This window comes from Tahibacter aquaticus (assembly GCF_004363655.1).
In the GTDB taxonomy this organism is placed as follows: Bacteria; Pseudomonadota; Gammaproteobacteria; order Xanthomonadales; family Rhodanobacteraceae; genus Tahibacter; species Tahibacter aquaticus.
In genome coordinates this window covers 271,376-296,793 of sequence record NZ_SNZH01000007.1, presented here as the reverse complement: position 1 = coordinate 296,793, position 25,418 = coordinate 271,376, and the positions used below count along the sequence as shown (strand labels likewise).

General features: G+C 64.7%; 23 protein-coding genes. 18 read left to right on the top strand and 5 right to left on the bottom strand.

The features are described from left to right. The first annotated feature begins 80 nt into the window (after window positions 1-80). Window positions 81-1,586 (top strand): helicase HerA-like domain-containing protein, encoded by a 1,506-nt coding sequence (locus DFR29_RS13585; protein ID WP_133819146.1) that lies wholly within the window; start codon window positions 81-83, stop codon window positions 1,584-1,586. Between the two features lie 32 nt (window positions 1,587-1,618). Then, on the top strand, window positions 1,619-2,899 hold the full coding sequence (locus DFR29_RS13580) for a DUF4013 domain-containing protein (protein WP_133819145.1): 1,281 nt from the start codon (window positions 1,619-1,621) through the stop codon (window positions 2,897-2,899). A 105-nt stretch (window positions 2,900-3,004) separates the two neighbouring features. Here the strand turns inward: DFR29_RS13580 and DFR29_RS13575 are convergent, their stop codons facing one another. Then, window positions 3,005-3,331 (bottom strand): HesB/IscA family protein, encoded by a 327-nt coding sequence (locus DFR29_RS13575; RefSeq protein ID WP_133819144.1) that lies wholly within the window; start codon window positions 3,329-3,331, stop codon window positions 3,005-3,007. 178 nt (window positions 3,332-3,509) lie between these two features. On the opposite strand from DFR29_RS13575, the gene asnS reads away from it, so the two are divergent. From asnS to DFR29_RS13530, 9 genes are all read left to right on the top strand, one after another. Continuing rightward, window positions 3,510-4,910, top strand: coding sequence for an asparagine--tRNA ligase (gene asnS / locus DFR29_RS13570; protein WP_133819143.1), 1,401 nt, complete (start codon window positions 3,510-3,512; stop codon window positions 4,908-4,910). Between the two features lie 2 nt (window positions 4,911-4,912). Beyond that, window positions 4,913-5,218, top strand: coding sequence for a hypothetical protein (locus DFR29_RS13565; protein WP_133819142.1), 306 nt, complete (start codon window positions 4,913-4,915; stop codon window positions 5,216-5,218). Next, on the top strand, window positions 5,215-5,559 hold the full coding sequence (locus DFR29_RS13560; RefSeq protein ID WP_133819141.1) for a hypothetical protein: 345 nt from the start codon (window positions 5,215-5,217) through the stop codon (window positions 5,557-5,559). Before DFR29_RS13565 ends, DFR29_RS13560 begins: the two co-directional genes overlap by 4 nt. 22 nt (window positions 5,560-5,581) lie before the next feature. Next, on the top strand, window positions 5,582-6,370 hold the full coding sequence (locus DFR29_RS13555) for an SDR family oxidoreductase (RefSeq protein WP_133819140.1): 789 nt from the start codon (window positions 5,582-5,584) through the stop codon (window positions 6,368-6,370). Window positions 6,371-6,576: 206 nt separating this feature from the next. Then, entirely contained in the window at window positions 6,577-7,191 is a 615-nt protein-coding gene (locus DFR29_RS13550; RefSeq protein ID WP_133819139.1) for a hypothetical protein, read from the top strand. 46 nt (window positions 7,192-7,237) lie between these two features. Continuing rightward, entirely contained in the window at window positions 7,238-8,692 is a 1,455-nt protein-coding gene (locus DFR29_RS13545; RefSeq protein ID WP_133819138.1) for an aldehyde dehydrogenase, read from the top strand. Window positions 8,693-8,776: 84 nt separating this feature from the next. Continuing rightward, window positions 8,777-9,430: a carbonate dehydratase gene (can, locus tag DFR29_RS13540; RefSeq protein ID WP_133819137.1), complete on the top strand. Its 654-nt coding sequence runs from the start codon at window positions 8,777-8,779 to the stop codon at window positions 9,428-9,430. 135 nt (window positions 9,431-9,565) lie between these two features. Next, window positions 9,566-10,900 carry a hypothetical protein gene (locus DFR29_RS13535; RefSeq protein WP_133819136.1) on the top strand — a complete coding sequence of 445 codons (1,335 nt, stop codon included), beginning with the start codon at window positions 9,566-9,568 and terminating at the stop codon, window positions 10,898-10,900. Further along, window positions 10,897-11,325 carry a RidA family protein gene (locus tag DFR29_RS13530; protein WP_133819135.1) on the top strand — a complete coding sequence of 143 codons (429 nt, stop codon included), beginning with the start codon at window positions 10,897-10,899 and terminating at the stop codon, window positions 11,323-11,325. Before DFR29_RS13535 ends, DFR29_RS13530 begins: the two co-directional genes overlap by 4 nt. Before the next feature lie 48 nt (window positions 11,326-11,373). On the opposite strand, the gene DFR29_RS13525 is transcribed toward DFR29_RS13530, so the two are convergent. The 4 genes from DFR29_RS13525 to DFR29_RS13510 form a co-directional block, all read right to left on the bottom strand. Beyond that, on the bottom strand, window positions 11,374-12,810 hold the full coding sequence (locus tag DFR29_RS13525) for a hypothetical protein (RefSeq protein WP_133819134.1): 1,437 nt from the start codon (window positions 12,808-12,810) through the stop codon (window positions 11,374-11,376). A 107-nt stretch (window positions 12,811-12,917) separates the two neighbouring features. Further along, the gene (locus DFR29_RS13520) at window positions 12,918-13,313 is read right to left on the bottom strand and encodes a hypothetical protein (RefSeq protein ID WP_133819133.1); all 396 of its coding nucleotides are present in this window, start codon (window positions 13,311-13,313) and stop codon (window positions 12,918-12,920) included. Then, a complete protein-coding gene (locus tag DFR29_RS13515) occupies window positions 13,306-18,513 on the bottom strand; it encodes an RHS repeat-associated core domain-containing protein (RefSeq protein WP_166654074.1) in 5,208 nt (1,735 codons plus the stop codon). The genes DFR29_RS13520 and DFR29_RS13515 overlap by 8 nt, the downstream gene beginning before the upstream one ends. 181 nt (window positions 18,514-18,694) lie before the next feature. Next, window positions 18,695-19,354 carry a hypothetical protein gene (locus DFR29_RS13510; RefSeq protein ID WP_133819131.1) on the bottom strand — a complete coding sequence of 220 codons (660 nt, stop codon included), beginning with the start codon at window positions 19,352-19,354 and terminating at the stop codon, window positions 18,695-18,697. Window positions 19,355-19,507: 153 nt separating this feature from the next. On the opposite strand from DFR29_RS13510, the gene DFR29_RS13505 reads away from it, so the two are divergent. From DFR29_RS13505 to DFR29_RS13475, 7 genes are all read left to right on the top strand, one after another. Continuing rightward, on the top strand, window positions 19,508-20,029 hold the full coding sequence (locus tag DFR29_RS13505; RefSeq protein ID WP_133819130.1) for a 3-hydroxyanthranilate 3,4-dioxygenase: 522 nt from the start codon (window positions 19,508-19,510) through the stop codon (window positions 20,027-20,029). Between the two features lie 52 nt (window positions 20,030-20,081). Further along, window positions 20,082-21,089 carry an amidohydrolase family protein gene (locus tag DFR29_RS13500; protein WP_133819129.1) on the top strand — a complete coding sequence of 336 codons (1,008 nt, stop codon included), beginning with the start codon at window positions 20,082-20,084 and terminating at the stop codon, window positions 21,087-21,089. A gap of 15 nt (window positions 21,090-21,104) precedes the next feature. After that, window positions 21,105-21,623 carry a hypothetical protein gene (locus DFR29_RS13495; RefSeq protein WP_133819128.1) on the top strand — a complete coding sequence of 173 codons (519 nt, stop codon included), beginning with the start codon at window positions 21,105-21,107 and terminating at the stop codon, window positions 21,621-21,623. Between the two features lie 7 nt (window positions 21,624-21,630). Then, window positions 21,631-22,914 (top strand): kynureninase, encoded by a 1,284-nt coding sequence (gene kynU, locus DFR29_RS13490; RefSeq protein WP_133819127.1) that lies wholly within the window; start codon window positions 21,631-21,633, stop codon window positions 22,912-22,914. Window positions 22,915-22,939: 25 nt separating this feature from the next. After that, window positions 22,940-23,434 carry a hypothetical protein gene (locus DFR29_RS13485; protein WP_133819126.1) on the top strand — a complete coding sequence of 165 codons (495 nt, stop codon included), beginning with the start codon at window positions 22,940-22,942 and terminating at the stop codon, window positions 23,432-23,434. A 19-nt stretch (window positions 23,435-23,453) separates the two neighbouring features. Then, window positions 23,454-24,878: an FAD-dependent oxidoreductase gene (locus tag DFR29_RS13480; RefSeq protein WP_133819125.1), complete on the top strand. Its 1,425-nt coding sequence runs from the start codon at window positions 23,454-23,456 to the stop codon at window positions 24,876-24,878. Between the two features lie 102 nt (window positions 24,879-24,980). After that, on the top strand, window positions 24,981-25,319 hold the full coding sequence (locus DFR29_RS13475) for a DUF3293 domain-containing protein (RefSeq protein ID WP_208113591.1): 339 nt from the start codon (window positions 24,981-24,983) through the stop codon (window positions 25,317-25,319). The last annotated feature ends 99 nt before the right edge of the window (window positions 25,320-25,418 follow it).

Here is a 25,418-nt window from a genome sequence, read left to right as displayed (position 1 = left end):
GCTGGCAACGGATTTCCCTGGCTACAATCGCGCCGGATACACCATCCTTCACATCACCTTCGCACGATCAGGGAGAGCCCGTGGCCGACATTCTCTTGGGCAAGAGCGACATCGACGTCCTGCTTCGCTCCAAATATGCCAACCGTCACGGCCTTGTCGCCGGCGCCACCGGCACCGGCAAATCCGTCACCCTGATGCGGCTGGCGGAAGGCTTCTCGCAACTGGGCGTGCCGGTGTTCCTGGCCGACGTCAAGGGCGACCTGGCCGGCCTGTGCCAGACCGGCGGCGGCAATGCCAAGGTCGATGCACGCGTGACCGAAATGAAAGTGGACTGGAAAGCCGCCGCCAACCCGGTCGTATTCTGGGACATCTTCGGCGAACTCGGCCATCCGGTACGCACCACCATTTCGGAGATGGGCCCCAACCTGCTGGGCCGCCTGCTCGAACTCAACGACACGCAGGAAGGCGTGCTGGAAATCGCGTTCAAGCTGGCCGACGACGAAGGCATGCTGCTCCTCGACCTGAAAGACCTGCGCGCCCTGCTCACCTTCTGCGCGGAAAACGCCAAGAGCATCTCGCAACGCTACGGCCTCGTCTCCGGCGCGTCGATCGCGGCGGTACAGCGTTCCCTGCTGTCGCTGGACCAGGCCGGCGGCGACCGCTTCTTCGGCGAACCCGCGCTGGCGCTGGACGACTTCCTGCGCCAGGACATGAATGGCCGCGGGATCATCAACGTCCTGGCTGCCGACAAGCTGATCCTCAAGCCCAAGCTGTATTCCACCTTCCTGCTGTGGATGCTGTCGGAACTGTTCGAGCGCCTGCCCGAAGTGGGCGACCTGGACCAGCCCAAGCTGGTGTTCTTCTTCGACGAAGCCCACCTGCTGTTCGACGACGCACCGCCGGCCCTGCTGCAGCGGGTGGAACAGGTCGTACGCCTGATCCGCTCCAAGGGCGTCGGCGTGTATTTCTGCTCGCAGAACCCCGACGACGTGCCGCAGACCATCCTCGGCCAGATGGGCAACCGCGTGCAGCACGCCTTGCGCGCGTTCACGCCACGCGACCAGAAGGCAGTGCGGGCGGCGGCGGAAACTTTTCCTCCCAATCCAAAAAACAAGAATGTCGCCGACATCATCACCCAGCTCGGCGTCGGCGAAGCCCTCGCCACAACGCTGCAGGACGGCGGCGTGCCGCTGCCGGTCGAGCGCATCCTGGTGGTGCCGCCGGGGTGCCGCATCGGCGCGATCACCGATGCGGAGCGCCAGGCCATCCGCGCCCGCTCGCCCGTAGGCGGCAAATACGACACCACGGTCGACCGCGAGTCCGCCTACGAAATGATTGCCGCGCGCAACGCCCACGCCGCGGAGGAAACCGCGCAGGCCGAGCCCGCCGCGAAGAAGAAGGCCGGCGCCGAGCCCGAAGGCGACGGCTGGGGCGATATGCTCAAAGGTGCGCTGTTCGGCACCAAGCGCCGCCAGGGCGTGATCGAGGCCACCGCCAAGTCGGCCATGCGCTCGGTCGGTAACCAGCTGGGCCGGCAGATCCTGCGCGGCGTACTCGGCTCCATCATGGGCGGCAGCCGCCGCTGAACGCCGCCATTGCGCGATAAGGAACATCGAACATGAACGACCAGGCCATAGTGCCGTTCTGGCAGCGGCTGCGCGAAATCACGCTGTATCCGGCGCAGAGCGCAGCCCTGATGGTGATTGCCGGCTTGGCCTTGCTGCGGCTGCTGAGCCTGCTGCCGCTGATCGGCTGGGTCATCAACATCGCGCTGACCATAGGCCTGTACAAATTTGCTTTCGAAGTGCTGCGCGCCACCGCCAATGGCCGCATGGAACCGCCCGAAGGCATGATGGAAGTCGACCAGTCCATCGGCTGGATGGGCATCTGGCTGCAGGTGATCTTCATCGTGATGGGCTTCGTGCTGCTCATCGTATTCGGCGTAATGGGGCTGGGCTGGCTGGGCCTGGCCTTGTGCGTGGTGATGATGTTCGGCTACCCCGGCGCCGTGATGTCGCTGGCCATCGACGAAAACCTCGGCCATGCGCTGAGCCCGCCGACCTGGCTGCAGATCATGGCGCGCCTGGGCTGGCCGTACTTCGTCGCGTTCGGCCTGATGCTGGTGATTTTCATCAGCGCCGGCAATGCCCAGGCCTGGCTGTCGAACATCCTGCCCCTGGTCATCGGCTTGCCGGTGTTCCACTTCATTTCCGGCTACGCCCTGATCGCGACCTTCCACCTCATGGGCTATCTGATCTGGCAGTACCACGAAGAACTCGGCTATACGCCGGACAAGCCGCTGAAACTGGCCAGGGCCAGCGACGATCCGGACCAGTTCATCCTCGACGAAAGCGCCGAAATGGTACGCGACGGCGAGACCGACATGGCCACCGAGGCCTTGCGCGCGCACCTGCGCGAACGCGGCGGCACGGAAAAAGTGCACCAGCAATACCGCAAGCTGCTCAAGCTCAAGGGCGATTCGGCCGAGATGCTGCGCCACGGCAAGGAGTACCTGCCGATACTGCTGGCGCAGGACAAGGAAAAGGCCGCGGTGGAGCTGTATCGCGAACTGTCCGAACTGGAACCGGCCTTTATTCCGACCGATGCGGAATCCAACGTGCGCCTGGCGCGGCGCGCCGCGCTGCTCGGCCATGCCCAGGTCGCCTTGCGCCTAGTCAACGGCTTCCACAAACGCCATCCGCGCAGTTCGGACATTCCGCAGATGTATCTCATGGCGGCGCAGCTGCTGAGCGAGCGCATGGGCAAGGATGCGGAGGCCAAGGCCCTGCTCACGCAGATCCGCACAGCCTATCCCAACCACGAACTGGTGCCGGAAATCGACAATCTGCTGAAGCTGATCGACAGCGTCAGCGCCGGGCGCAAACCCGCGCCAGGCTGAGTTCGCTGTGAGGGCAGGCTTGCGCGGAGCAAGCCTGCCGTGGCTGCGATGAACATCGCTCGGAAACCCTGCCGAGCTTGCTCGCTACGCGCCGGTCAAAGCATCTCAGCCGACGGTAAAGCTCTCGCCGCAGCCGCACTCGCCGGTCATGTTCGGGTTGTCGAACACGAATTCGGCGTTCAGCCCCTTCTTCTGGAAATCGATCGAGGTACCGTCGAGCAGGGCCAGGCTCTTGGCATCGACGACAAGCCTGACGCCGGCTTCCTCGACCCAATGGTCATCCTCGGCAATGCGGTCGGTCAGGTCGACCACGTAGCTGTAGCCGGAACAACCGGTACGCTTGACGCCGAAACGCACGGCCTTGGCCGATTCGTTTCGGGCGAGGAAATCTTGCATGCGCTCGCGCGCTGCAGTTGTCAGGGAAATGGTCATGCGGCGCATTCTAGGGTTTGCCGCCTGAGCCACCAACTGGCAGCCAGGCATGAGGCGGGCAGGTCCGTTGTGGGGGCGCTGGCTGGAGAAACAAGGCCGGGCACCGGCCCAGGCGAGTTCCGCTATCATTGCCGGCTTTCCGGCGCGCAAGACGCCAAGAGCAGTGGAGCAGAGTTTCATGGCCGCAGTCAGTATCAAGGCCGTCCTGGCCGGCACCTATCCCGTCGGCAGCGAAGTCACCGTACAGGGCTGGGTGCGCACCCGGCGCGATTCCAAGGCAGGACTTTCCTTCGTCAATCTCAGCGATGGCTCCTGCTTCGATCCGATCCAGATCGTCGCCCCGACCAGCCTGGCCAATTACGACAGCGACGTACTCAGGCTCAGCGCCGGCTGTGGCGTCATCGCCCGCGGTAGCGTGGTCGAATCGCAAGGCAAGGGACAGAGTTTCGAAATCCAGGCCAGCTCGATCGAAGTCACCGGTTTCGTCGACGATCCGGAAACCTATCCGATCCAGCCCAAGCCGCATTCGATGGAGTTCCTGCGCGAAGTCGCCCATCTGCGTCCGCGCACCAACATATTCGGCGCCATTACCCGCGTACGCCATTGCCTGGCCCAGGCAGTACACCGCTTCTTCCACGAGAACGGCTACTACTGGATCAACACCCCGATCATCACCACCAGCGATGCCGAAGGCGCCGGACAGATGTTCCGCGTGTCCACGCTGGATCTGGCCAACCTGCCGCGCACCGACAAGGGCGCGGTCGACCATTCCAAGGATTTCTTCGGCAAGGATGCATTCCTCACCGTGTCCGGCCAGCTCAATGTCGAGGCCTACTGCCTCGCCCTGAGCAAGGTCTACACCTTCGGCCCCACCTTCCGCGCCGAAAACTCGCAGACTTCGCGCCACCTGGCCGAGTTCTGGATGATCGAACCGGAAATCGCCTTCGCCGACCTCGCCGCCGATGCCGACCTGGCCGAGGCGCTGCTGAAATACGTGTTCCGCGCCGTGCTGAACGAACGCGCCGACGATATGGCCTTCTTCGCCGAACGCGTGGAAAAGACCGCAATTTCCCGTCTGGAAAATTTTGTCAATGAGCCGTTTGCGCGCATCGACTACAGTGAAGCGGTGAAGATCCTGCAGAACTCCGGCAAGAAGTTCGAATTCCCGGTCGAATGGGGCATGGACCTGCAGACCGAACACGAACGCTTCCTGGTCGAGCAGCATGTCGGCCGCCCGGCCGTGGTGATGAACTACCCGGAACAGATCAAGGCCTTCTACATGCGCCTGAACGACGATGGCAAGACTGTCGCGGCGATGGATATCCTGGCACCGGGCATCGGCGAAATCGTCGGCGGCTCGCAGCGCGAGGAGCGGCTGGACCTGCTCGATGCGCGCATGGCCAAGATGAACATCGATCCGGTGCACTACCAGTGGTACCGCGACCTGCGCCGCTACGGGACGGTGCCGCATGCGGGCTTCGGCCTGGGCTTCGAGCGCCTGGTGGTCTATACCTGCGGCCTGGCCAATATCCGCGACGCGATTCCCTACCCGCGCGTTCCGGGCCACGCGGAGTTCTGAGCATGCTGTTTCTGATCCTGCTGGCCCTGGGCCTGGCCATCTTCGGCTTGACCGCCTATGTGATGAGCTGGCCACTGGTGGCGACGCAATTGCGCGACCGCCATCCGCAGGACCGGCCGCTGATGGGCGCGACGCCGTTTTCGCCCATGGCCTTCGGCTGGTTCCTGCGCTGCGCCTGGCGCGTTTCGCCGGACCAGAACCTGCGCTTCCTGGCCCTGCCCGGCAGCGTGGCGGCCTGGTCCATCGCCCTGGGCGGCAGCGCCGCGGCGCTGTTGCTGTTGCTGCGTGTCAGCGGAGTGGTGAAATGAACGAACACAACGACATCGACGGCGGCGAAGAATCGCCGCGCGCGCTGACCTACTGGTGGTGCGCCGGTTTTGGCGACACCTTGATCTGGTCACGCCTGGACGTGCTCGACAGCGGCATCGCCGAAGTGTTCGGCGCCACTGGCGAATACCTGCGCTACGACGACGAAAACGCGGCACGCATGGCCCTGCTCGATGCCGAATTCCGCGAGTTCGACGGCCTGGACGAGGACGACGCCGCGGTCATGGGCTTCGACCTCGACAGCATGGACGTGCCGCGCGGCGATAGCGACGAAGAACTGCTGCCGCGCATGGTGCACAAGATCGCCCGCGGCCTGGGCTGAAACACCGCAACCGGAGAAGCGCATGCAGCTGGATCTGAACGGACGCCACGCCCTGGTCTGCGGCGCCTCGCAAGGCATAGGCCGCGCCGCGGCGCAGGAGCTGGCCCTGCTCGGCGCCAACGTCACCGTGCTGGCGCGCAATGCGCAGACGCTGGCCACGGTGGTCGACGAACTGCCGCGCGTGCATGCGGCGCAAAGCCATGCTTTCATCGCCGTGGACATGGCCGATGCGGAAACGCTCCGCCGCAAAGTGGAAAGTTCCGCTTATGCCGCACCGGTGCAGATCCTGGTGAACAACACCGGCGGCCCGCCGGGCGGCCCGGCCCAGGCAGCCAAGGCCGACGAATTTGTCGCCGCGTTCTCGCATCACTTGCTGGCCAATCACGCCCTGCTGCAAAGCGTGCTGCCGGGCATGCGCGAGGCGGGCTTCGGCCGCGTGATCAATGTGATCTCCACCTCTGTGAAAGAACCGATCAGGAATCTCGGCGTCTCCAACACCATCCGCGGTGCCGTGGCCAGCTGGGCCAAGACCCTGGCCGGCGAGCTTGGCCCACTCGGCATCACGGTCAACAACGTATTGCCCGGCTATACGCGCACGCAGCGGCTGGAGCAGATCGTGCGCGACCGCGTCGCCGCCAGCGGCAAGAGCGTCGCCGAGATCGAAGCCGCCATGCTGGCCAGCGTACCGGCCGGACGCTTTGCCGATGCAGCAGAGATCGCCGCGGCAATCGCTTTTCTTGCCTCGCCCGCGGCGGCCTATATCAACGGCGTCAGCCTCGCTGTCGATGGCGGACGCATGCAGTCGATCTGAGCGGCACGGCAGCGCCTCGGCGCTGCATCGCCACACGGGCCGGATGCGCACGCCACCCTGGTAGCCAATCGCCTGCGTACGCAACATCGAATCGATGCAGCAGCAACATTCATAACAACCGCTGAGCACCCGGCAAGGCACACTGTCAGTGCGCGCTGCCGTTGCAGGCGCGCGCGCAAGCCAGCTGATCAGCGAGGTGCTGCAGCGTGCGAGCCCGTATCGTCCAGAACGCCGTGCTGAGCGCCATCGTGACCGCGCAGACCCTGCTCATTGCCCTGGACAGCCGGCGCCTGGTCAGCACCTTCAGCCAGGCGGCACAGTATTTCAGCCTGGCCGACGGTTTCAGCGGCTGGTTCAGCCAAGGACCGGTCGGTGTCTACACCTGGATACTCGGCCTGCTGCCGCTGCTGGCTACCCTGGCAGTCGGCGCCGCTGCCGCCTGGCTGCTGCGCGCCCTGTCGGCAACGCCCGATCATCTGTGCGAGCTGGGCCAGGCCATCGCCGTGCTGGCTTTGCTGCAATTCATCGCGCTTACGGTTGTGTTCTGGCTGCAGCCGCCACCGCCGAGCAGCGACTGGCATAACGACGGCCTGGCCTACACCGCGCTGCTGGTACTGACCGCAACCCTGTGGTCCTTCGCCAACCCACTGCTGCTCTGGCGCGCCGCCAGCGGCCGTTCGCGCCAGACCGACCCGGACGAACTGCACCGCCTGTACGCCATTGCGCTGCAGCGCTCACGCGAAATCGCCAGCCGGGAAATGGCCCGCTCCATCGCCATCGTGCGGGCCGAACGCAAGCCGCGCGGCACGCCGCCGCCCTGACCCTGCTGCATGGCGCGGCGCACGCCTGCAGGCTACGCTTCGAGGCATGAGCATCCACACTCTCGCCAACCTCATCGACGGACGCCTGCAGCCACCCGTCAACGGCCGCTACCTCGACGTGTTCGAGCCCGCTACCGGTCAGCGCTATGCGCAATGCCCCGATTCCGATGCGGCCGACGTCGCCGAGGCCGCTGTCGCGGCCGAACGTGCGTTTCCGGCCTGGTCGCGCACACCCGCGGCCGAGCGGGCACGCCTGCTGGAACGCCTGGCCGAGCAGATCGAACAGCACCAGGAAGAATTCGCCCTGGCCGAGTCGCGCGACAGCGGCAAGCCGCTGCAGCTGGCGCGCAGCGTGGACATACCCCGTGCAATCAGCAATCTGCGCTTCTTCGCGGCAGCCATAACCCAATGGAGCAGCGAAGCGCATGCGATGGAAGACCGCGCGCTCAACTACACCTTGCGCCAGCCGCTGGGCACGGTCGCCTGCATCAGCCCGTGGAACCTGCCGCTGTACCTGTTCACCTGGAAGATCGCGCCAGCCCTCGCAGCCGGCAACTGCGTGCTGGCCAAGCCGTCCGAAGTCACGCCGCTGACCGCGCACATGCTGGCGCAGGCAGCCATCGACGCCGGCTTTCCCGCCGGCGTGTTGAATATTCTGCAGGGCAGCGGCCACTACACTGGCCAGTCTCTGATCGATCATCCGGCGATCAAGGCCATCTCCTTCACCGGCTCCACCCGGGTCGGTGCGCATATCGCCCAGAGCGCTGCCGCCCGGTTCAAGAAGACCTCGCTGGAACTCGGCGGCAAGAACGCCACCCTGGTATTCGCCGACTGGGAGGGCAGCGAAAGTCAGCTCGACACCATCGTGCGCTCAGCTTTTGCCAACCAGGGGCAGATCTGCCTGTGCGGCTCGCGCATCCTGGTCGAACGGCGCATCTATGCCGAATTCCGCGACCGCTTCGTCGCGCGTGCCCGCGCCCTGCGTGTCGGCGACCCGCAACTGCCCGGCAGCGATCTCGGCGCCGTCGTTTCGCAGGCGCATTTCGACAAGGTGATGAGCTGCATCGAGCTGGCCCGCAACGAAGGCGGCCAGGTGCTCGCCGGCGGCGAGGCAGTGCGCGTGGACGGCCGCTGCGCCCAGGGCTGGTTCATAGCGCCTACCGTGATCGACAACCTTGGCCCGCACTGCCGCACCAACCAGGAAGAGATCTTCGGCCCGGTAGTCACGCTGCAAGCCTTCGACAACGATGCGCACGCGCTGGAGCTGGCCAACGACACGTCCTATGGCCTGGCCGCCTCGGTCTGGACGCGCGACCTCAACCGCGCCCACCGCATCGCCGCCAGCCTTCACAGCGGCATTGTCTGGGTGAACTGCTGGATGCTGCGCGACCTGCGCACGCCATTCGGCGGCGTCAAACAGTCCGGCGTCGGCCGCGAAGGCGGCGTGGAAGCGCTGCGCTTCTTCACCGAGGCCAAGAACGTCTGCATCGCCCTGGGCTGAACCGAGCACCGCCACCGCGCGTCATTTCAACGTGCCGCAGCGTTGCGGCTATGCTTGCGCACTTTTTCCAGGAAAAAGCCGCCCATGAACGACCTGTCCGACCTGCTCAAGCGCAACAAAGCCTGGGCCGAATCCATGCGCGCCCAGGATCCAGCCTTCTTCAAGCGCCTGTCCAACCAGCAGGCGCCTAAATACCTCTGGATAGGCTGTTCCGACAGCCGCGTGCCGGCCAACCAGATCACCGACATGCAACCCGGCGAAGTATTCGTCCACCGCAACGTGGCCAACGTCGTCGTACACACCGATCTGAACTGCCTCAGCACCATCCAGTTCGCTGTCGACCTGCTCAAGGTCGAACACATCATGGTGGTCGGCCACTACGGCTGCAGCGGCGTACATGCCAGCCTGACCGGCGTGCGCGTAGGCCTGGCCGACAACTGGCTGCGCCATGTCGGCGACGTGGCACAGAAACATGCGGCAATGCTGGACAAGCTGGAACTCGACGCCTTGCGCCATGCGCGCCTGTGCGAACTGAACGTGATCGAGCAGGTTTTCAATGTCTGCCAGACCACCATTGTCGAAGACGCCTGGGCACGCGAGCAGAACCTCAGCGTACATGGCTGGATCTACAGCCTGTTCGACGGCCGCATCACCGACCTGGGCATGACCGTCGGTGCGCGCGACCAGCTGCCCTCGGTCTATGCCGCCGCCCTGGCGCGCCTGGCCCAGCGCGACTGAGCCGTGGCTGCCGCGCCGTTGTGACCGTGACTGCGCGTTCGCCCGCACAAGGCCACAATGGCGGCAACGCACACGCGCTGCAAAACCGGCGCTTTCCGGCCTGACTTATGCTGCGCGCACACCGGAGGCCATCCCATGCACCAGCGCTTGATAGTCCTGCTCTCGTCCGTCCTGCTGTGCGCCGCCGCGCCGTTATCCGCAGCCAGTTGGAAGGAACAGCAGATAGCCGCGGCGGAAAAATCCGAATCCATTTTGCGCCAGACGGAAAAAGTGCGCGGTCTGCTGGCGCAGTACCAGATCATGCGCGCAGCCTATGCGGCGGACGAATCCAAGGCCTTCCGCCTGATCTTCGGCCAGTATCTGAGCTGGCATCAAAGCTACCTCGGCCTGCACGAAGACGCATTGCAGTCGTTCTCCATCCAGCAGATCAGCGACAAGCAGGACGCGCCCTCTCCGCTGGAAGGCGACTGGCAGCTGCAGCCCGCCGTCGATGTGATTGCGCGCCTGGCTCAGGGCCAGCGCGCTGTGTTTTTCAACGAAGCGCACAACGCGGCGATCACCCGCTCGCTCACGGTGGAAATGCTGCCTCGACTGAAAGCACTGGGCTTTACCCATTTCGCCGCGGAAACCCTTTACGAAACCGACCACAAGCTGGCCCAGCGCGGCTATGCCAACGACGATAGCGGCTTCTACACGCAAGAGCCGGTCTATGCGGAAATGGTCCGCACCGCGCTCAAGCTTGGCTTCATCGTCGTGCCCTACGAGGCTGCCTCGGACGCCACCGGCGATGCGCGCGAACGCGAACAGGCGCGCAACCTGTACCAGCGCGTGTTCAAGGACAATGCCGACGCGCGGCTGGTCGTCAACGCCGGCTATGCGCATATCGTCGAATCGGGCAAATACCTCGGCGGCGCCAGCATGGCGCAGCATTTCCGCAAGATGACGCGGATCGATCCGCTCACCATCGAGCAGACCATGCTGATACCGCATACCCAGCTCGGCCAGGACCACGCCTACTACCGCGCGCTGCTGGCCAAGTCGCCGCCGAAACAGCCCGGCGTGTTCGTCGCCGCGGACGGCAAGCCGTGGACCCTGCGCCCCGACCAGTACGACCTCAGCGTCGTGCTGCCGCCATTCACGCGCGAGAACGGCCGCGAGAGCTGGCTAAGCCTCGACGGCGCGCGCGTGCCTTACAGCGTCGACGGCGAAATCTGCCGCAACAGCATGCCCTGCCTGCTCGAAGCCCGCTACCAGGGCGACGGCGACGACGCCATTCCGGCCGACCGCATCGTCATCGGCCTGCGCGACAACAGCCTGTCCAACACCGAACAGAAATTCCGTACCATCGACCAGCTGCGTACCGACCTGTATCTGCGCCCGGGCAAGTACCGCCTGCGCGCCACCAACGCGGACAATCAGGTCGTGACCACGCAGAACATCACCGTCGGCAACCGAGACCGCAATCCGTGAGCGATACCATCCACGCCAGCAACGCACCCGCCCCCGTCGGCGCCTATCCGCACGCACGCCGCGTCGGCAACCTGCTGTTCCTGTCCGGCGTAGGCCCGCGCACACCCGGCAGCAATGCAATTCCCGGCAATGTATACGACGCGGAAAAACGCCTGCTCAGCTACGACATCGAAGCGCAATGCCGCCAGGTATTCGCCAACGTGCGCGCCGTACTGGAAGCCTCCGGCGCGCGCTGGGAAGACCTCGTCGATGTCACCGTCTACCTCACCGACATGGCCCGCGATTTCCCCGCCTACAACCGTCTCTACGCCGAACACTTCACCACGGCGCAGCCCTGCCGCACCACGCTGGGCATCACGGCATTGCCGACGCCGATTGCGATCGAGCTGAAGTGTGTGGCGGCGCTGGATGGCAACTTCGCCTGAGGCGCACTCCGTCGCGCCGTCAATTTGCCAGCGTATGGCGTATTTCTCTCAAGTGGCCGGTGCCCCACACTGCGCCGGCAACGGCGACAGCGCCATTGCACAGGCATTACCCGTACGGAACTGCAGCGTCGGCGACAGGAATGTGCTGATGCCGAAGCGGCAGCTCGCCGCCGGAACTACCGATGTGTCCGGGTTGGTGATCACCAGCGGATTCACGGCGATATTGAACAGCTGCTGGCCGGACGCGTTGGTCTGCGTCGTCGATGGCGTTGCCGATAGCGTGGTGTTCTGCTGGGTACAGCTCGGAACGATGACGAACCCTGCATAAGACGGATTCATCGTAACCGTGACGCCGGTAGATCCGGACTGGGTAATCTGTGCCGGGTTGAGCGAGAAGGACGGATTGATCCGCTTTCCTGCCGCCGTGTACTGATAGACGGGCGACAGGCCGTCGACGTTGAAATTGCAGCGGATACGTGGCGTATCGGTGATGCTGACCAGTTTCTCGGCGATCACGCGGAAGCTGACTTGTCCTGCTGCATCGCTCATCTTTTCGGCAACGACACTGGCCGCCGGCGTGGTACCGCCATCCAGGCGCACTGTCGCCGGCGTTCCCTCGTTGGAACAGCTGGCGCGGATCTTGACGTTGGCCGCAACCGGCGACGCCGTCTTCACCGTCACGACCTGATCGATCGCCTCCGCCGGCGCAGCAGCCACGCTCACCAAAGACGGTGTTATCTGCAGCGACGGCGCAATCCGCTCGCCCTGCACGGTCACGTCCAACAACTTGCTGCCACCGGTCGGCTGGAACGTACATTTGCCCGACGGCGCCGGGCCACTGGAAGCAATCAGCCGCAGCTTGGACGCCGTGATCGTAAACGCGGTCTTGCCCTGGCTGTCGGTATTGGCCCAGGCCGGTGTCACGCTGATCACCGCCGGAACCGTCGGCCCGCTGGTGCTGGTACATGTGGCATCGATGCGCGCACCGGACAGCGGGATTTCAGTGACCAGCTGAATCTCGCGCGGGTAGGAACCGTCGACCGTGATCGCGCTGGCCGGCGTTGCGGTTACCGCAGGATCGACACGGAACCGAAAACGCTGCGGCGAAGCGCAAAGCGGATTCGGCCCCGCCAGAATGCAATGCTCGAATTCCACATATTGCGTACTGGAACCCGCTGCACCGGTCACAGCCAAGCCGCGCGTTTCCAGTATCACCGGCGACGAGGCATCGATGGTACGGCCATTGCGGTTGTTGTCCGGGTCGGAAATGACGTTGGTCGGGTGCCAGGTATAGCCATTGCCGAAGAAGTGATAGCGAAAATAGACCGTACCGGCCGGCGTACTCACATTGGCCACCGGACGCGCGTTGCCGTCGACCAGCCGTTCGGCCATGGACTCGGGGGTTTCTTCGCTGCCATTTTGTGCATTAGCACCGGCAGAGGCGAACACGCCCGCCAACGCAATAGCAAGAATTATTGGCTTCATAGCACCTTTTGCATAACAGAATCGGCAACACACGAAGATATCCCGAGCAACAGACGCTCAACAGTTTGACCAATCAAACCAAAAACCAAGAATAAATGACTCTGTCGCTAGGGAACAGGAACAGGAACCACGCCACCCAGGGAAACACTCATCATGTAACGCCCCCCTTCGGCAAATGAAAAATATTTTATATTCGTAAAACCCTTCTTTTCAAGCATTCCTTTTACATTTATTATCTTTTTGAAAGTCACACTTTCATCGAAAATAACACCAAAAGGCTCCATCATGCTCGCCTGGTTGAACTTGCCTTCCATCTCAGTATAGATATCCGGAAGCGGCATTTTTTTTCCGCGGAAAGTGTAGACGCCGGAGCCATTTTTCTCGCCGAGAATGAAAATAGATGCGTCGAATTTCTGCGAAAAAACGGGCGGTGACACAGCTACCGCAACAACCAGAAAGACGATTGCTTTTTTATGCATTCCTCTCATAGCCATATTAATCACCAGTGTAGCGGCGGAAGGTTTTGTTGTTAAACTGGCCAGGCACAGGTCCTACATTGAACTCGTGAGCGCTTTGATTCGATATACCGGCGTCACATTCACATGATGTGATAATGCCGGTGTGCCCGGTTGCCCCTACCGTAGAAAGGCCATCGTCCAAGCGGAACGCAGCCACATCTCCAGGCCCTGGCAATTCACTCGGCTTTAGGACACGCCAATTGGGAATGGGCGCCCCAGTATTAGCCATTTCCCCGGCTGTAGGCCGTCTAGTGTTTCCTTCCTTGGTTCGCACAACCATCGGAGCATCGGCTTCGGCCAACACATCATTTACAAACAAATTGCATTTATTGCTACCGGGCGGATGGTCGCCTTTGCGGACATTCTTTGCCCACAATGGACTGCCCTCATAGCTCTTCGCGATTTCGTCAATTCTACGACGGCGATCGAGATTTCCCTGACTTCCTTCGATAAGACCCAGGAAGTCGAACAGTGACAGCGGATTTCCGCTGACATAGGAATAGGTGGCAAGTCCCCCAGCCAACCCAATCGGATCACTCTCGATATACCGCCCCGTCTTCGGCTCATAGTCGCGGAAGTAGTTGTGATACAGCCCCGACTCCTTGTCGTAGAACTGGCCCGGATAGCGCATATTCAATTCGTAGCCGCTTTCCAGTGCCACCGGCGCGTGGTCGCCGAAGGCGGTGTTCTGCAGATCCCAGCGCCACTGCTGCGCGCCGCTACCGACGTTGATCGCCACGCGCGGTGTGCCCAGGTGATCGGTATGCAGGTAGCTCAGCTGCACTGTCGGATTGCTGCCGCTGTAGCGCGCCAGCACTACCGGCAGGCCGTCCAGGTAGAGGTATTCGGTGCGCGATTTCGCCGCCACGATGGCCGTGCCGCCGCCGGGGCAGCCGATTGCGCTGGCAACGTGCCCGGTCCCGGCGGTTTTGCGCGAAACACTGCCGCTGCAGTCCACGCTCCACACTTCGTCCACCAGGCGCGAGCCCGATTCGTCGTAGAAGGTGTCGACCAGTTCATCGCCGCGGGCCTTGCTCACCCGCTGGCCCAGGCCGTCGTAGTCGTAGTTCACGCCAACGCTGGCCCCCTGCCCCGGCGCCGTGACCTGGCTCAGGCGATTGGCGTCGTCGTAAACGAGTGGATAGCTGGAGAAATCCAGTCCGCCCGTGGTGTTGCCGTTGGCATCGTAGCTGCGGCCGACGCTGCCGCTGCTGGCCAGGCGGTGCGTGCCCGGCTGATAGGAATAGTTCTGCGGCGACTGGGCGCCGATGCGCTTGCTCAGGCGGTCGCCCACCGCTGTATAGCCGAACTGCTCCAGCATGACATTGCTGCCGTCGCGCATCTCGGTCAGGCGATTGAGCGGGTCGTAGCTGTAGCGCCGCAGCGGCGGGCCGTCGATGCTCGGCGCTATCGCCATGACATTGCCCAGCACGTCGGTCTGCAGGTCCAGCACCAGTCCGCCAGGCTGCGTGCTTTCGATGCTGTCGATCATGTAGTTGGCGTCGTAGTTCTTCACCAGTTGCAAGGTATTGCCGAAGGTCAGCGCGTGCAGCGGGCCGAACGGGTAGTACTGCGCATTCAGCACCAGCTGGCTGACCGGGCCGCCGGCATAGGGCTGCCAGGAAAGGCCGGTCGCCTGGCCGTTGGCATTGCGCGCGTAACTGACCACCGATCCATGCGGATAGACGATCTGGCGCAGCAGGTTGCTCTTGTCGTAGGCGTAGTGAACCTGGCGCATATCGCCGCTGAGCAGGGTCTGGCCCGGTTTGAGGCGGATCTTGCGCACCACATTGCCGCGCCGGTCATGGCAATACGTGGTACTGCCGCTGCGGTCGGTAATGCGGCTCAGACGCCCGGTGGAATAGGAGTCGACGCAGCCGCTGGCGCTGTCGGCCAGGTCGTAGTCGCGGCGCACGTGGCGCGACAGATCGGGGTAGAAAGTGTCCGTAACGCGATTCAGCGCATCGTAGACATGCGTCGCCGTAGTGCCGCGCGCATCGGTTTCGGTGATTTTGTTGCCGGCAAGATCGTAGGTATACGTGCTGGTGCCACTGTCGCGGCTGACAACCTGGCGCAGATCGCCGAGCCCGTTGTGGTGGTAGCCGGTAGGTACGCCGTCGGCATCGGTGACGCTGGTCAGGCGGTCTTCGGCGTCGTAGCCGTAACGTGTTTCCGCGTTGGCTGTCGGCCCGCTGCCCTGGTAGTCCTGCAAGGTCTTGACCAGGCGATTGAGCGCGTCGTACTGCATGTCGAGCAGCACCGCGCGGCCGTCGATCAGGCGGCGCGGATTGCCGTTGGCGTCGTGCCCGTCCATCACGCCTGCCGGCGTGTCGTTCAGATTCATGTGGTACAGCGGCCGGCTGAACGCATCGAGTTCGAACACCAGCTGGTTCAGCTGGTTGTAGTTGCGGTACAGGCTGTGGGTATCGATGCCGTCAGGGCCGGAGCGGCGTTCGCTGCGGCGGTTGCCGGAGCGGTCCAGATCGTAGGTGAGGGCATTGCCCAGCGCGTCGCCGATGCGCACCAGGCGCTGCGCGTCATCGTAGCTGTAGCTCAGCGTGCCGGCGTTGTCGGGTGCGATCTGCCGTGTGACATTGCCGCTGCGATCGTATTCCAGCGTAGTCGTCGCATCGGTGGCGCTGGGTACGCCGCTGGCAGTGGCACGCACGGTGCGCGTGAGCAGCCAGCCGCGGGCGTGGTAGCTGTAGTCGGTCAGGGTGCCGTTCTCGTCGCGCACGCGCAGCGGCCGTCCGGCGCGGTCGTAAGTCACGATCTCGCTGCTCTGGCCCAGCGCGTTGGTGATGCGGCGCAGGTCGCCCTTGCGCTGGCAGGGGCCTGCCAGGCTGCCGCAACCACCCAGTGCGTCAACGGTGTAGTAGGCGTAGCTGACGGTATCGGCAACATCGGTACGCGGGCCGTCGAAGCTCTTGAGCTGGCCCGTCAAGGCGCAGCCTGTGGCCGGATTGACTACATCTGTACTCGTGCAATAGGTATACGACGTGCTGCGGCTGCGGCCGTCCAGCGGATCGACCCGGTCGGTACCCGCCAGCAGTGCGGTGCCCGGCACATAGCGGAAGCGCCGGTCGAGCAGAAGCTTGCGCGGCCCGTTGCTCGGCTCGGCGTAAAGGCGTTCGCCGGTCATGCGCCCGGTGCTGTAGTCCCAGTCGAATTCGGTGCGGCGCTGGTCCGGCGTGCCCTTGGCCTCTACCCGCGCCACCTGGTGGCTGTTGGCCGGGTTGTAGTCGAATTCGGTACGTATGCCGCGCCGGTCGATGCGCGCCTTGACGCGGTGCCCGCTGGGCTGGAATTCATAGCTGACCGTGCCGGCCATATCGACCACGCTGGACAGCTGCCGGTACGGCTCGGTCGGATGGAAGCGGTATTCCACTTCGCCGTAGGCCGGCGTGCGCACGATGGCACGGCTGTCGTCCTGCGCGGTGCCGCCCGGCGTCACGGTGGGATAGACGATCTCGACTTTGCCGGCATCCAGTCCATGCCAGCTGGCCTTGGCCCGGCCCCAGTCGTCGTAGGCATAAGTGGCGTAGCGGCGCTGTTCTTCGTCGATCACGCCGGTGAGCCAGGCGCCGCGCACGCCGGCGGCCACGTCGAGATAGGCCGGCTCGTTGTAGAGAAACTGCTGGCTTTCGCCGAAACGCACGAGCGCGCTCAGGCGGCCGCTCGGGTCATGGTCGAAACGCGCCAGCTCGGTAATACCGTCGTCGGCGACGATGCGCGCGAGCGGCATCAGACGGCCGCTGCCGTAGTGGAAGGTGACATAACGGCCGCTGCCGTCGGTGATGCGGTCGATGCGCCAGAACGCTTCTTCCAGATGCGCGGTTTCCGTCTGGTGGCTCTGGGTGATGGCGCGACCGCGGTAAGTCAGCACGAGGTTGCCGGCAGGGCTGCCGGCACGGCGCATTTCGAGCAGGCGGCCGGCACGATCGTAGATTTCCACCTGGCCGTCGGTATAGGTCAGCTCGTAGCGCGGCGCGGTTGCGCCGTCCTGGCCGAAGTAGCGCACGGTGCGGCCCAGGCTGCTGGTGGCGCGGAACTGGCCGGCCGGCAGTACACCGTCGCGGCGGTACACTTCCAGCGCCGGCATCTCGTCCTGCACGAAAACAGTAGCGACGTTCTCGATCGGCGCGTTTTCCGGATTGGTGCCGAAATGTCCGGGCGCGCCCCATTCGGTCAGGATGCGCTTGGCAAAGCTGTGCGACCAGTTCTGGTCGATATAGCCGAAATTGCGCAACTGGCGCAGCGAGCCGTAGTGCAGGCTCAGCGCAATGCGGCCGTAGTCGAATACCTTCACATCGGCCGTCTTGTTGCCGTTGCCCGGATAGCAGGGATTGCCCGCACTGCACTGGTTCGGCGCCTGGGTGAATTTCGGGCCGTTGACGATGGCTTTTTCGAACCGCGTGCTGCACGCATCGCCGGCCGAGGTTGCCGCGCCGTTGACGGTCGAGCCGGCGCCGCAGGAGATAGTGTCCTGGCGCGCCATGCCCCAGCTGAAGGATTGCGTGGCCGCCGGGGTTTCCGCATCGCGCCCGGCGACACAGGTCTGCAAGGTCGCCGACAGCGTCGCACCCGAATCGTTGGCCGTGCTGCTGCTCGGTGCAAAGAGCAGCGATCCGGATTCATTGCCTGCGCCGTTGGCGCGGGAGAAGCGCGTGACGGCGCCACTGCTGCTCACGTTGCCGGACAGGTTCCAGCAATAGCGCGGGTCCTGCGACCAGGTTGCCGCGATCTGGCATTGCAGACGCTGGCGTTCCAGCTCGGGCGTGGCGCAACCGGTACTGTCGCACCCCGCCAGCGGGCAGCTGCCCGGCGCTGGCGGCCAGTTCTTGGCATACGTACGAAAGAACGAAGTGGTGGAAACCGGCGCCCCCGTCAGCGCGCTGGCGCCGGGCTTCAGTGCCCCGTAGGGCCGGTAGTCGAGCAGGGCGCGCGAACTGGGCCCGTTGTCGAAATCGTACGGAATGATGAAAGCCAGTTGCACCGCCGGCAGGCCGCCACTGCCGCTGCGCAGCAGCGCTTCCGCTTCTTCCAGCGTGGTGCAGTTGCCCTGGGTGCCTACCTGGTAACCGTAGACGGTCGATTCGGCACCCGTCAGGTCGCAGCGCGCCAGCGCCGGTGCAGCCATACCCAGCGCGGCCATCAGGGCGACGCCGGCAATCCATCGTTTCATGCAAACCCCTAGACGGTACAACGATAGGCCGGCAGCACGGCTGACGACCGGAGATTCAGCGGGAGAGAACAACCAGCACAGGACTGCGGCTGCACGCATGAGCGGGCCGACGGCCTGCCGTCCTGTGCCAACAACCCACTATCGCGAAACGCCGCGGAACAGGGTCACGCCGCCCGATGGGCTATCCGCCGGAGGAGTCTGCTGCACCCTTGCTGCCGCAGCGCAAGGTCGCCTTGACGCTGCTCAACAGCGCATCGAAGGTGCGCGAATTCTTGCCGTCGGCGATGACGTCTTCGAATTGCAGAGTCGCTACCTTGCCCCGTCCCAGCGGTAATTTGAACACGAGAAATTCGTGCTCGTCACCGACGAAAGGCGTACGCATACGGATGCCAGCGATGTCCTTACCACACCAATTCGCCTGCGCCGCTTTGGCCGGCGCCGCCACCTTGGCATCGCGTGTGTTGAAAATATCTTGCATGCGCTGCAGGTAGTCGACGGTGTCGGCTTCGCGTTCGGCCTGGGATTGTTCTTCCGCGTCGCGCTCTATCGACAGCGCCAGTTCCGCGTCGCCGCGCCAGATTCGCCAACCGTCGCCGTCTTCGGCCAGGTTGACGCGCAGCACGGCCGGATAGTCGAAGGCGATACCGGCCTGATCGAAGCGCGCGGTCTCCTTCAGGGCGGCATCGCTGGGCTGGCCGAAAAGCTCATCGGCGAAGGCGCCCCAGAAGGTGGACCAGCCCGACGAGACGGCATAGTCCTGCGCGCACAGCGGCACTGGCAGCAGTGCGGCACTCGACAACAGGATTTGCACTGCGCGCAGGCGGACGCAAGACAGTGACATGGCAGCCTCGGATGCAGCCCGTCCCCGGGCGGAAAGGCGCGCATGATGCGTCGCGTCGGCAAGCCCGTCCAGCGCAGGACGAGGCAGCCACGCCACGGCAATACGCCGGCGCAGCCGCTACACTGCGCCGTCAACCTGGCCCGGAACGCCGCCATGCCGCTAGCACCGCCCCTGAACTTCCAGCGCTGGATCGAGGACAACCGCCACCTGCTCAAACCGCCGGTGGCGAACAAGTGCATCTACGACGGCGACTTCATCGTGATGGTGGTGGGCGGGCCCAACCAGCGCACCGACTACCATATCGACGAAGGCCCGGAGTTCTTCTACCAGCTCGAAGGCGAGCTGGTGCTGCGCATCCAGGAAGACGGCCAGCCGCGCGATATTCGCGTCGGCGCCGGCGAGGTGTTCTACCTGCCGCCGCGCGTGCCGCATTCGCCGCAGCGCGGGCCGGATTCGATAGGGCTGGTGGTCGAGCGCAAGCGCCTGCAGCACGAGCTGGACGGCCTGCAGTGGTACTGCGAGCGCTGCAACAACAAGCTGTACGAAGAGTTCTTTGCCCTGGCCAATGTCGAGACCGATTTCCCGCCGGTGTTCGACCGTTTCTACGGCTCGCCGGCCGCGCGCACCTGCAAGGGCTGCGGCCATCTGAACCCGGCCCCGGCGCGCTACGGCTGATGTGCCCGGCATCGCCCCACCACCACCGCCCCGTCGCTTACACTCGCCGACCATGCTGAAGATCGATACCCACGCCCATATCCTGCCGCGCGACTGGCCCAACCTGGCCGAGAAGTACGGCGACGACCGCTTCCCGGTCATCGTGCATACCGATGACCGCCATCGCATCTACAAGGACGGCAAGTTCTTCCGCGAGATCTGGCCGAACACCTGGGACCCGCAGCTGCGCGTGGACGACTACGCCAAGTTCGGTGTGCAGGTGCAGGTGATTTCCACCGTGCCGGTGCTGTTCTCCTACTGGGCCAAGGCCAACCAGGCGCTGGAACTGCATAGGCACCTGAACGACCACACCGCCCAGCTCTGCCGCGACTATCCGCGCCACTACGCCGGCATCGGCACGGTGCCGCTGCAGTCGCCCACCCTGGCCATCCAGGAAATGCAGCGCTGCGTCGAGCAGCTCGGCCTGAGCGGTGTGCAGATCGGTTCCCATGTGGAAAACTGGAATCTTGATGCACCGGAACTGTTTCCGTTCTTCGAGGCCGCGGCCGACCTGGGCGCGGCGATCCTGGTCCACCCCTGGGACATGATGGGCCGCGAAAGCATGCCCAAATACTGGCTGCCCTGGCTGGTCGGCATGCCGGCGGAGCAATCGCGCGCGGCCTGCTGCCTGATCCTCGGCGGCGTGCTGGAACGGCTGCCCGAGCTGCGCGTCTGCCTGGCCCATGGCGGCGGCTCGTTCCCGTATACCATCGGCCGCATCGAGCATGGCTTCCGCATGCGCCCGGATCTGGTCGCAACCGACAACGCGCGCAGCCCGCGCGAGTATTTCGACCGCCTGTTCTTCGATTCCTGCGTGCACGATCCGCAGGCGCTGCGCTACCTGGTCGATGTCGCCGGCATCGATCGCGTGATGCTGGGCACCGACTATCCCTTTCCCCTGGGCGAACAGCAGCCGGGCAGCGGCATTGCCGCGCTGAACCTGGCCGAGCCGGATGCGGCGCGCATCTACCACGGCACCGCGCTGGAGTGGCTGAGCCTGTCCGCTTCGCGTTTTTCCTGAACCCCTGGAGGCTGCATGTTCGCTCGCCCGATTCTCGCCCTGCTGACCCTGTTCGGCGCCGCCAGCGCAGTGGCGGCGGCGGACTACAGCCTCAACGACGGTATCGTCACCTTCAATGCGCCGGACGACTGGCCGGTGATCATGCAGATGACCGAAGGCAGCCCGCAGGTCGTCGCGTTCCAGGTCAAAGACCCCGCCGACAGCGGCACCGACGAGGCCAGCCGCGTCAGCGTCACCACGCGCAAGCTCGACGACGCGCAGGCGTTCCAGGCCTTCGTCAGCACCAGCATGGAAAAGGCACGCCAGACACCGGGCTACGAAAGCGAAAACGGCCCGGACGGCAGCAGCAGCCTGCGCTACTCCGGCCTGAATGCGAAGACACGCTATAAATATCGCGAAAGCTATTTTTTCCAGAATGGCATCGGGGTACAGCTGCGCTGCGCGCATCCGGTGCTGAAGAACACCAGCGCCGCCTGGCTCGCCGCGTTCGACCGCGGCTGCGAGCAGGTCGCCGCGTCACTGCAGAGGAAGTGAGCCCTCGATGAGCTACTCGTTGGATTTCCAGCCCGGCCTGGACTGGGCCCGCACGCAAGACCAGGCCGACCCGCTCAAGACCTTCCGCGACGAGTTCTGCATTCCGCCGCACGGCAATGACGCCCAGGTCTACCTGTGCGGCAATTCGCTCGGCCTGCAGCCCCAGGCAACGCGCCAGGCGCTGCTGGACGAACTGGACGACTGGGGCCGGCTGGCAGTGGAAGCGCATTTCCGCGGCCGCCATCCGTGGATGCCGTATCACAGCTTCGTGCGCGACAACCTGGCGGGCCTGGTCGGTGCCCAGCCCGGCGAAGTGGTGGCGATGAATTCGCTCAGCGCGAACCTGCACCTGATGCTGGTGAGCTTCTACCGGCCGACCACGACGCGCAATGCAATACTGCTGGAAAAGCGCGCATTTCCGTCCGATCAATATGCCCTGCAGTCGCAGGTACGCTTCCACGGCCATGACCCGGCCACCGCGCTGATCGAACTCGACGGCGACGAAGCCAACGGCGTCATCTCGCTGGACGCAATCGCCCGCGCGCTGGACGAACACGGCGAGCGCATTGCCGTGGTGCTGCTGCCCGGCGTGCAATACCTGACCGGCCAGATATTCGACCTCAAGGCGATCACGGCGCTGGCCCATGCCAAGGGCTGCATCGTCGGCTTCGACCTGGCCCATGCCGTCGGCAACGTACCGGTAGACCTGCACGACAGCGGCTGCGATTTCGCCGTCTGGTGCCATTACAAATACGTCAACTCCGGGCCCGGCGCCGTCGCCGGCTGCTTTGTGCACGAGCGCCATGCGCGCAGCGAGTTGCCGCGCTTTGCCGGCTGGTGGGGACACGACCAGTCCACGCGCTTCCAGATGGGTCCGCAGTTCGTGCCCACGACCGGCGCCGACGGCTGGCAGCTGTCGAATCCGCCGATCCTCGCGCTGGCGCCGCTGCGCGTCTCGCTGGAAATCTTCCATCGCGCCGGCATCCGGCGCCTGCGCGAGAAATCGCTGGCGCTGACGGCGTACCTGGCCTGGGCGATACAGCGCGAAGTACCGCAGCTCATCGACATCCTCACGCCGGCCGAGCCGCAGCGCCGCGGCAGCCAGCTCAGCCTGCGCGTCAAGGGCCCGCGCGATGCGGGCCGTGCGCTGTTCGAGCACCTCAGCGAGCAGGGTATCGTCGGCGACTGGCGCGAACCCGACGTGATCCGCGTCGCGCCGACGGCGCTGTACAACCGTTTCGACGATGCGTGGACACTGGTGGAAGCGATGAAGGCGTTTGCGCGTGCGTGATTGCCTGCGCCGCGTCCGATTCGCCATGATCGCCGTGACGGCACTCTTGTGCGACAGCGCTGTTGCCGATGCCACGTGGTGGAAGACGTTCACCCTGGAACCGCGCGACACCGAATTGCTGGGCGTTCCGGTCGACCGGGTCAACCGGGAATGGGTACGCGCGACGGCGCTGGAGAGTTCGGCCTTGTCGGCGGCACAGCGAGCCGATGTGACCAGCAGGAATCGCCAGTTCGTGGTCAACAGCGATTTCAACGCCGACGGGCGCCCCGATCGCGCGCTGGTTGGCGTCTATCAGGACAAGCAGGGCAAACGCGGCAGCTTCGTTGCTGTGTTCACGCTACGCGACGACCGCGCCTGGCAACCGGTCTTTTCCGAAGTCGGCGACGAACCAGGGCACTTCAGCGTGCTGCACAGCGTGCCGGACCATTTTTCCAGGGTGTACTGGGACCAATGCCTGGACTGCAAGGCATCGGCGGCAGTCACCTGGAGCGGCATCAACTATTTCCTGGCTTACTTTTAGTCACGGCCTCCCCCCTATCATGCCGAGCAAACCTGAAATCACCCTCATCGGCGCCGGCCTCGTCGGCTCGCTGCTGGCCACCTTGCTGGCCCGGCGCGGCTTCCGCGTGACGGTGTTCGAACGCCGGCCGGATCCGCGCATCCACGGTTTCATCGGTGGGCGCTCGATCAATCTGGCCCTGGCCGAACGCGGCTGGCATGGCCTGCGCGTGGCCGGCCTGACCGAGGTGATTGCACCGATCGCGGTGATGATGCGCGGCCGCCGCGTACACGACACGGCCGGCACGACCAATCTGCAGCGCTATGGGCGCGACGACAGCGAAGTGATCTGGTCGGTCAGCCGCGGCCAGCTCAATTGCACCTTGCTCACAGCCGCGGAACAGGCCGGCGCGACGATTCATTTCGCCCAGCGCCTGGAATCGGTGGACTGGGACACGCTGCGCATCCATCTGCGCAACGATGCGGACAACAGCCAACACGTACACCAGACCAGCCTGCTGCTCGGTGCCGACGGCGCGGGCTCGGCCCTGCGCCAGGCCATGCAGGGCGTAACCGACCTGGGCGAGCGCATGGACGCCCTCGGCCATGGCTACAAGGAACTGGAAATTCCGCCGCTGCCGCAATTGCCGCCCGCGGCGCTGAGCGCAGAATTGCGCGAAGCCCAGGCGCGCGGCGATCTGTTTGCGATGGACCCGAATGCGCTGCATATCTGGCCACGCGGCAGCTATATGTGTATCGCGCTGCCGAATGCGGAAGGCAGCTTCACCGTCACCTTGTTCCTGCCGGGCAGCAGCACCGGCACTGCACCAGGCTTCGACACGCTGACGACACGCGACGCCGTCGCCGCGTTTTTCCAGCGCGATTTCGCCGATGCCGTGCCACTGATGCCGGACTACCTCGACGATTTCACGCGCAATCCCACCGGCCTGCTCGCCACGCTGTACCTGGAGCGCTGGCATCTGGACGGCCGCGCCCTGCTGCTGGGCGATGCAGCCCACGCCATCGTGCCGTTCCACGGCCAGGGCATGAACTGCGGTTTCGAGGATGCGGTGGAACTGGCCGATCTGCTGTCCGCCGGCCACGCCGCACCAGCCGAGGTGTTCGCCGAATTCCAGCGCCGGCGCAAGCCCAACAGCGATGCGATCGCCGCGATGGCGCTGGACAACTACGTCGAGATGCGCGACCGCGTCGACGATCCCGACTACTTGCTGATGCGCGAACTGGAACGCGTGCTGGCGCAGCGCCATCCGGATCGCTATCTGCCGCGCTATGCCATCGTCACGTTCACGCGCCTGCCGTATGCGTTTGCACGCGAGCGCGGCGAGCAGCAGTCGCGCCTGCTGCGCGAACTGGTACACGGCAAGGCCGCGCTGGCGGAACTCGACATGCAGGCCGCCGACGCAGCCGTACTGGCGCAATTGCCGCTGCTGCCGCCGCGCGACTGAGTGGCGATCGCGGCGGCGCTACTGCAGCTCTACCGCGATACGCACTTCGAAGTACGGCTGCCATCGCGCGCCGGCCGCAGCTGCCTGCGCATCGGCCAGCCTTTGCCCGAGACGGTGCAAGCCTGGCTGGGCGATGCGCCGCTGTGCGCATTCATCACCGCATACAACCCGTTTTCGCAGGCACAGGCAGCAGCGCTGAATCGCGCCGCGCAACACGCGCTGCTGCGGCAGTTGAAAAACCTGCAGGCACGCTGGTTGCCTGCCGTCGGCCGTATTCCTGGCCAGGCCTGGCGCGAACCGTCGCTGCTGGTCGCGGATCTGGCGCTCGACCGCATCGACGCACTTGCGTGGCACCATTCACAGAATGCAGTCGTGATGGCGCACAGACAGGCCGCGGTGCAGCTGCGAATCTATGCCGCAGACGGCGCCCGCACGCTCTGAACCACGCACCGCCGGCACGCCACGCGGGCCGCAGCGACAACGGCCTGCGATTGACGCCGCCACCACCTTGCTCGACAGTTGCGCCGTCGCTTCCGGATC

Coding starts and splice junctions, on each gene's coding strand:
- DFR29_RS13580 (WP_133819145.1), top strand. CDS start 1,619: ATGAACGACCAGGCCATAGTGCCGTTCTGGCAGCGGCTGCGCGAAATC.
- DFR29_RS13575 (WP_133819144.1), bottom strand. CDS start 3,331: ATGACCATTTCCCTGACAACTGCAGCGCGCGAGCGCATGCAAGATTTC.
- asnS (WP_133819143.1), top strand. CDS start 3,510: ATGGCCGCAGTCAGTATCAAGGCCGTCCTGGCCGGCACCTATCCCGTC.
- DFR29_RS13565 (WP_133819142.1), top strand. CDS start 4,913: ATGCTGTTTCTGATCCTGCTGGCCCTGGGCCTGGCCATCTTCGGCTTG.
- DFR29_RS13560 (WP_133819141.1), top strand. CDS start 5,215: ATGAACGAACACAACGACATCGACGGCGGCGAAGAATCGCCGCGCGCG.
- DFR29_RS13555 (WP_133819140.1), top strand. CDS start 5,582: ATGCAGCTGGATCTGAACGGACGCCACGCCCTGGTCTGCGGCGCCTCG.
- DFR29_RS13545 (WP_133819138.1), top strand. CDS start 7,238: ATGAGCATCCACACTCTCGCCAACCTCATCGACGGACGCCTGCAGCCA.
- can (WP_133819137.1), top strand. CDS start 8,777: ATGAACGACCTGTCCGACCTGCTCAAGCGCAACAAAGCCTGGGCCGAA.
- DFR29_RS13535 (WP_133819136.1), top strand. CDS start 9,566: ATGCACCAGCGCTTGATAGTCCTGCTCTCGTCCGTCCTGCTGTGCGCC.
- DFR29_RS13525 (WP_133819134.1), bottom strand. CDS start 12,810: ATGAAGCCAATAATTCTTGCTATTGCGTTGGCGGGCGTGTTCGCCTCT.
- DFR29_RS13515 (WP_166654074.1), bottom strand. CDS start 18,513: ATGAAACGATGGATTGCCGGCGTCGCCCTGATGGCCGCGCTGGGTATG.
- DFR29_RS13510 (WP_133819131.1), bottom strand. CDS start 19,354: ATGTCACTGTCTTGCGTCCGCCTGCGCGCAGTGCAAATCCTGTTGTCG.
- DFR29_RS13505 (WP_133819130.1), top strand. CDS start 19,508: ATGCCGCTAGCACCGCCCCTGAACTTCCAGCGCTGGATCGAGGACAAC.
- DFR29_RS13500 (WP_133819129.1), top strand. CDS start 20,082: ATGCTGAAGATCGATACCCACGCCCATATCCTGCCGCGCGACTGGCCC.
- DFR29_RS13495 (WP_133819128.1), top strand. CDS start 21,105: ATGTTCGCTCGCCCGATTCTCGCCCTGCTGACCCTGTTCGGCGCCGCC.
- kynU (WP_133819127.1), top strand. CDS start 21,631: ATGAGCTACTCGTTGGATTTCCAGCCCGGCCTGGACTGGGCCCGCACG.
- DFR29_RS13485 (WP_133819126.1), top strand. CDS start 22,940: ATGATCGCCGTGACGGCACTCTTGTGCGACAGCGCTGTTGCCGATGCC.
- DFR29_RS13480 (WP_133819125.1), top strand. CDS start 23,454: ATGCCGAGCAAACCTGAAATCACCCTCATCGGCGCCGGCCTCGTCGGC.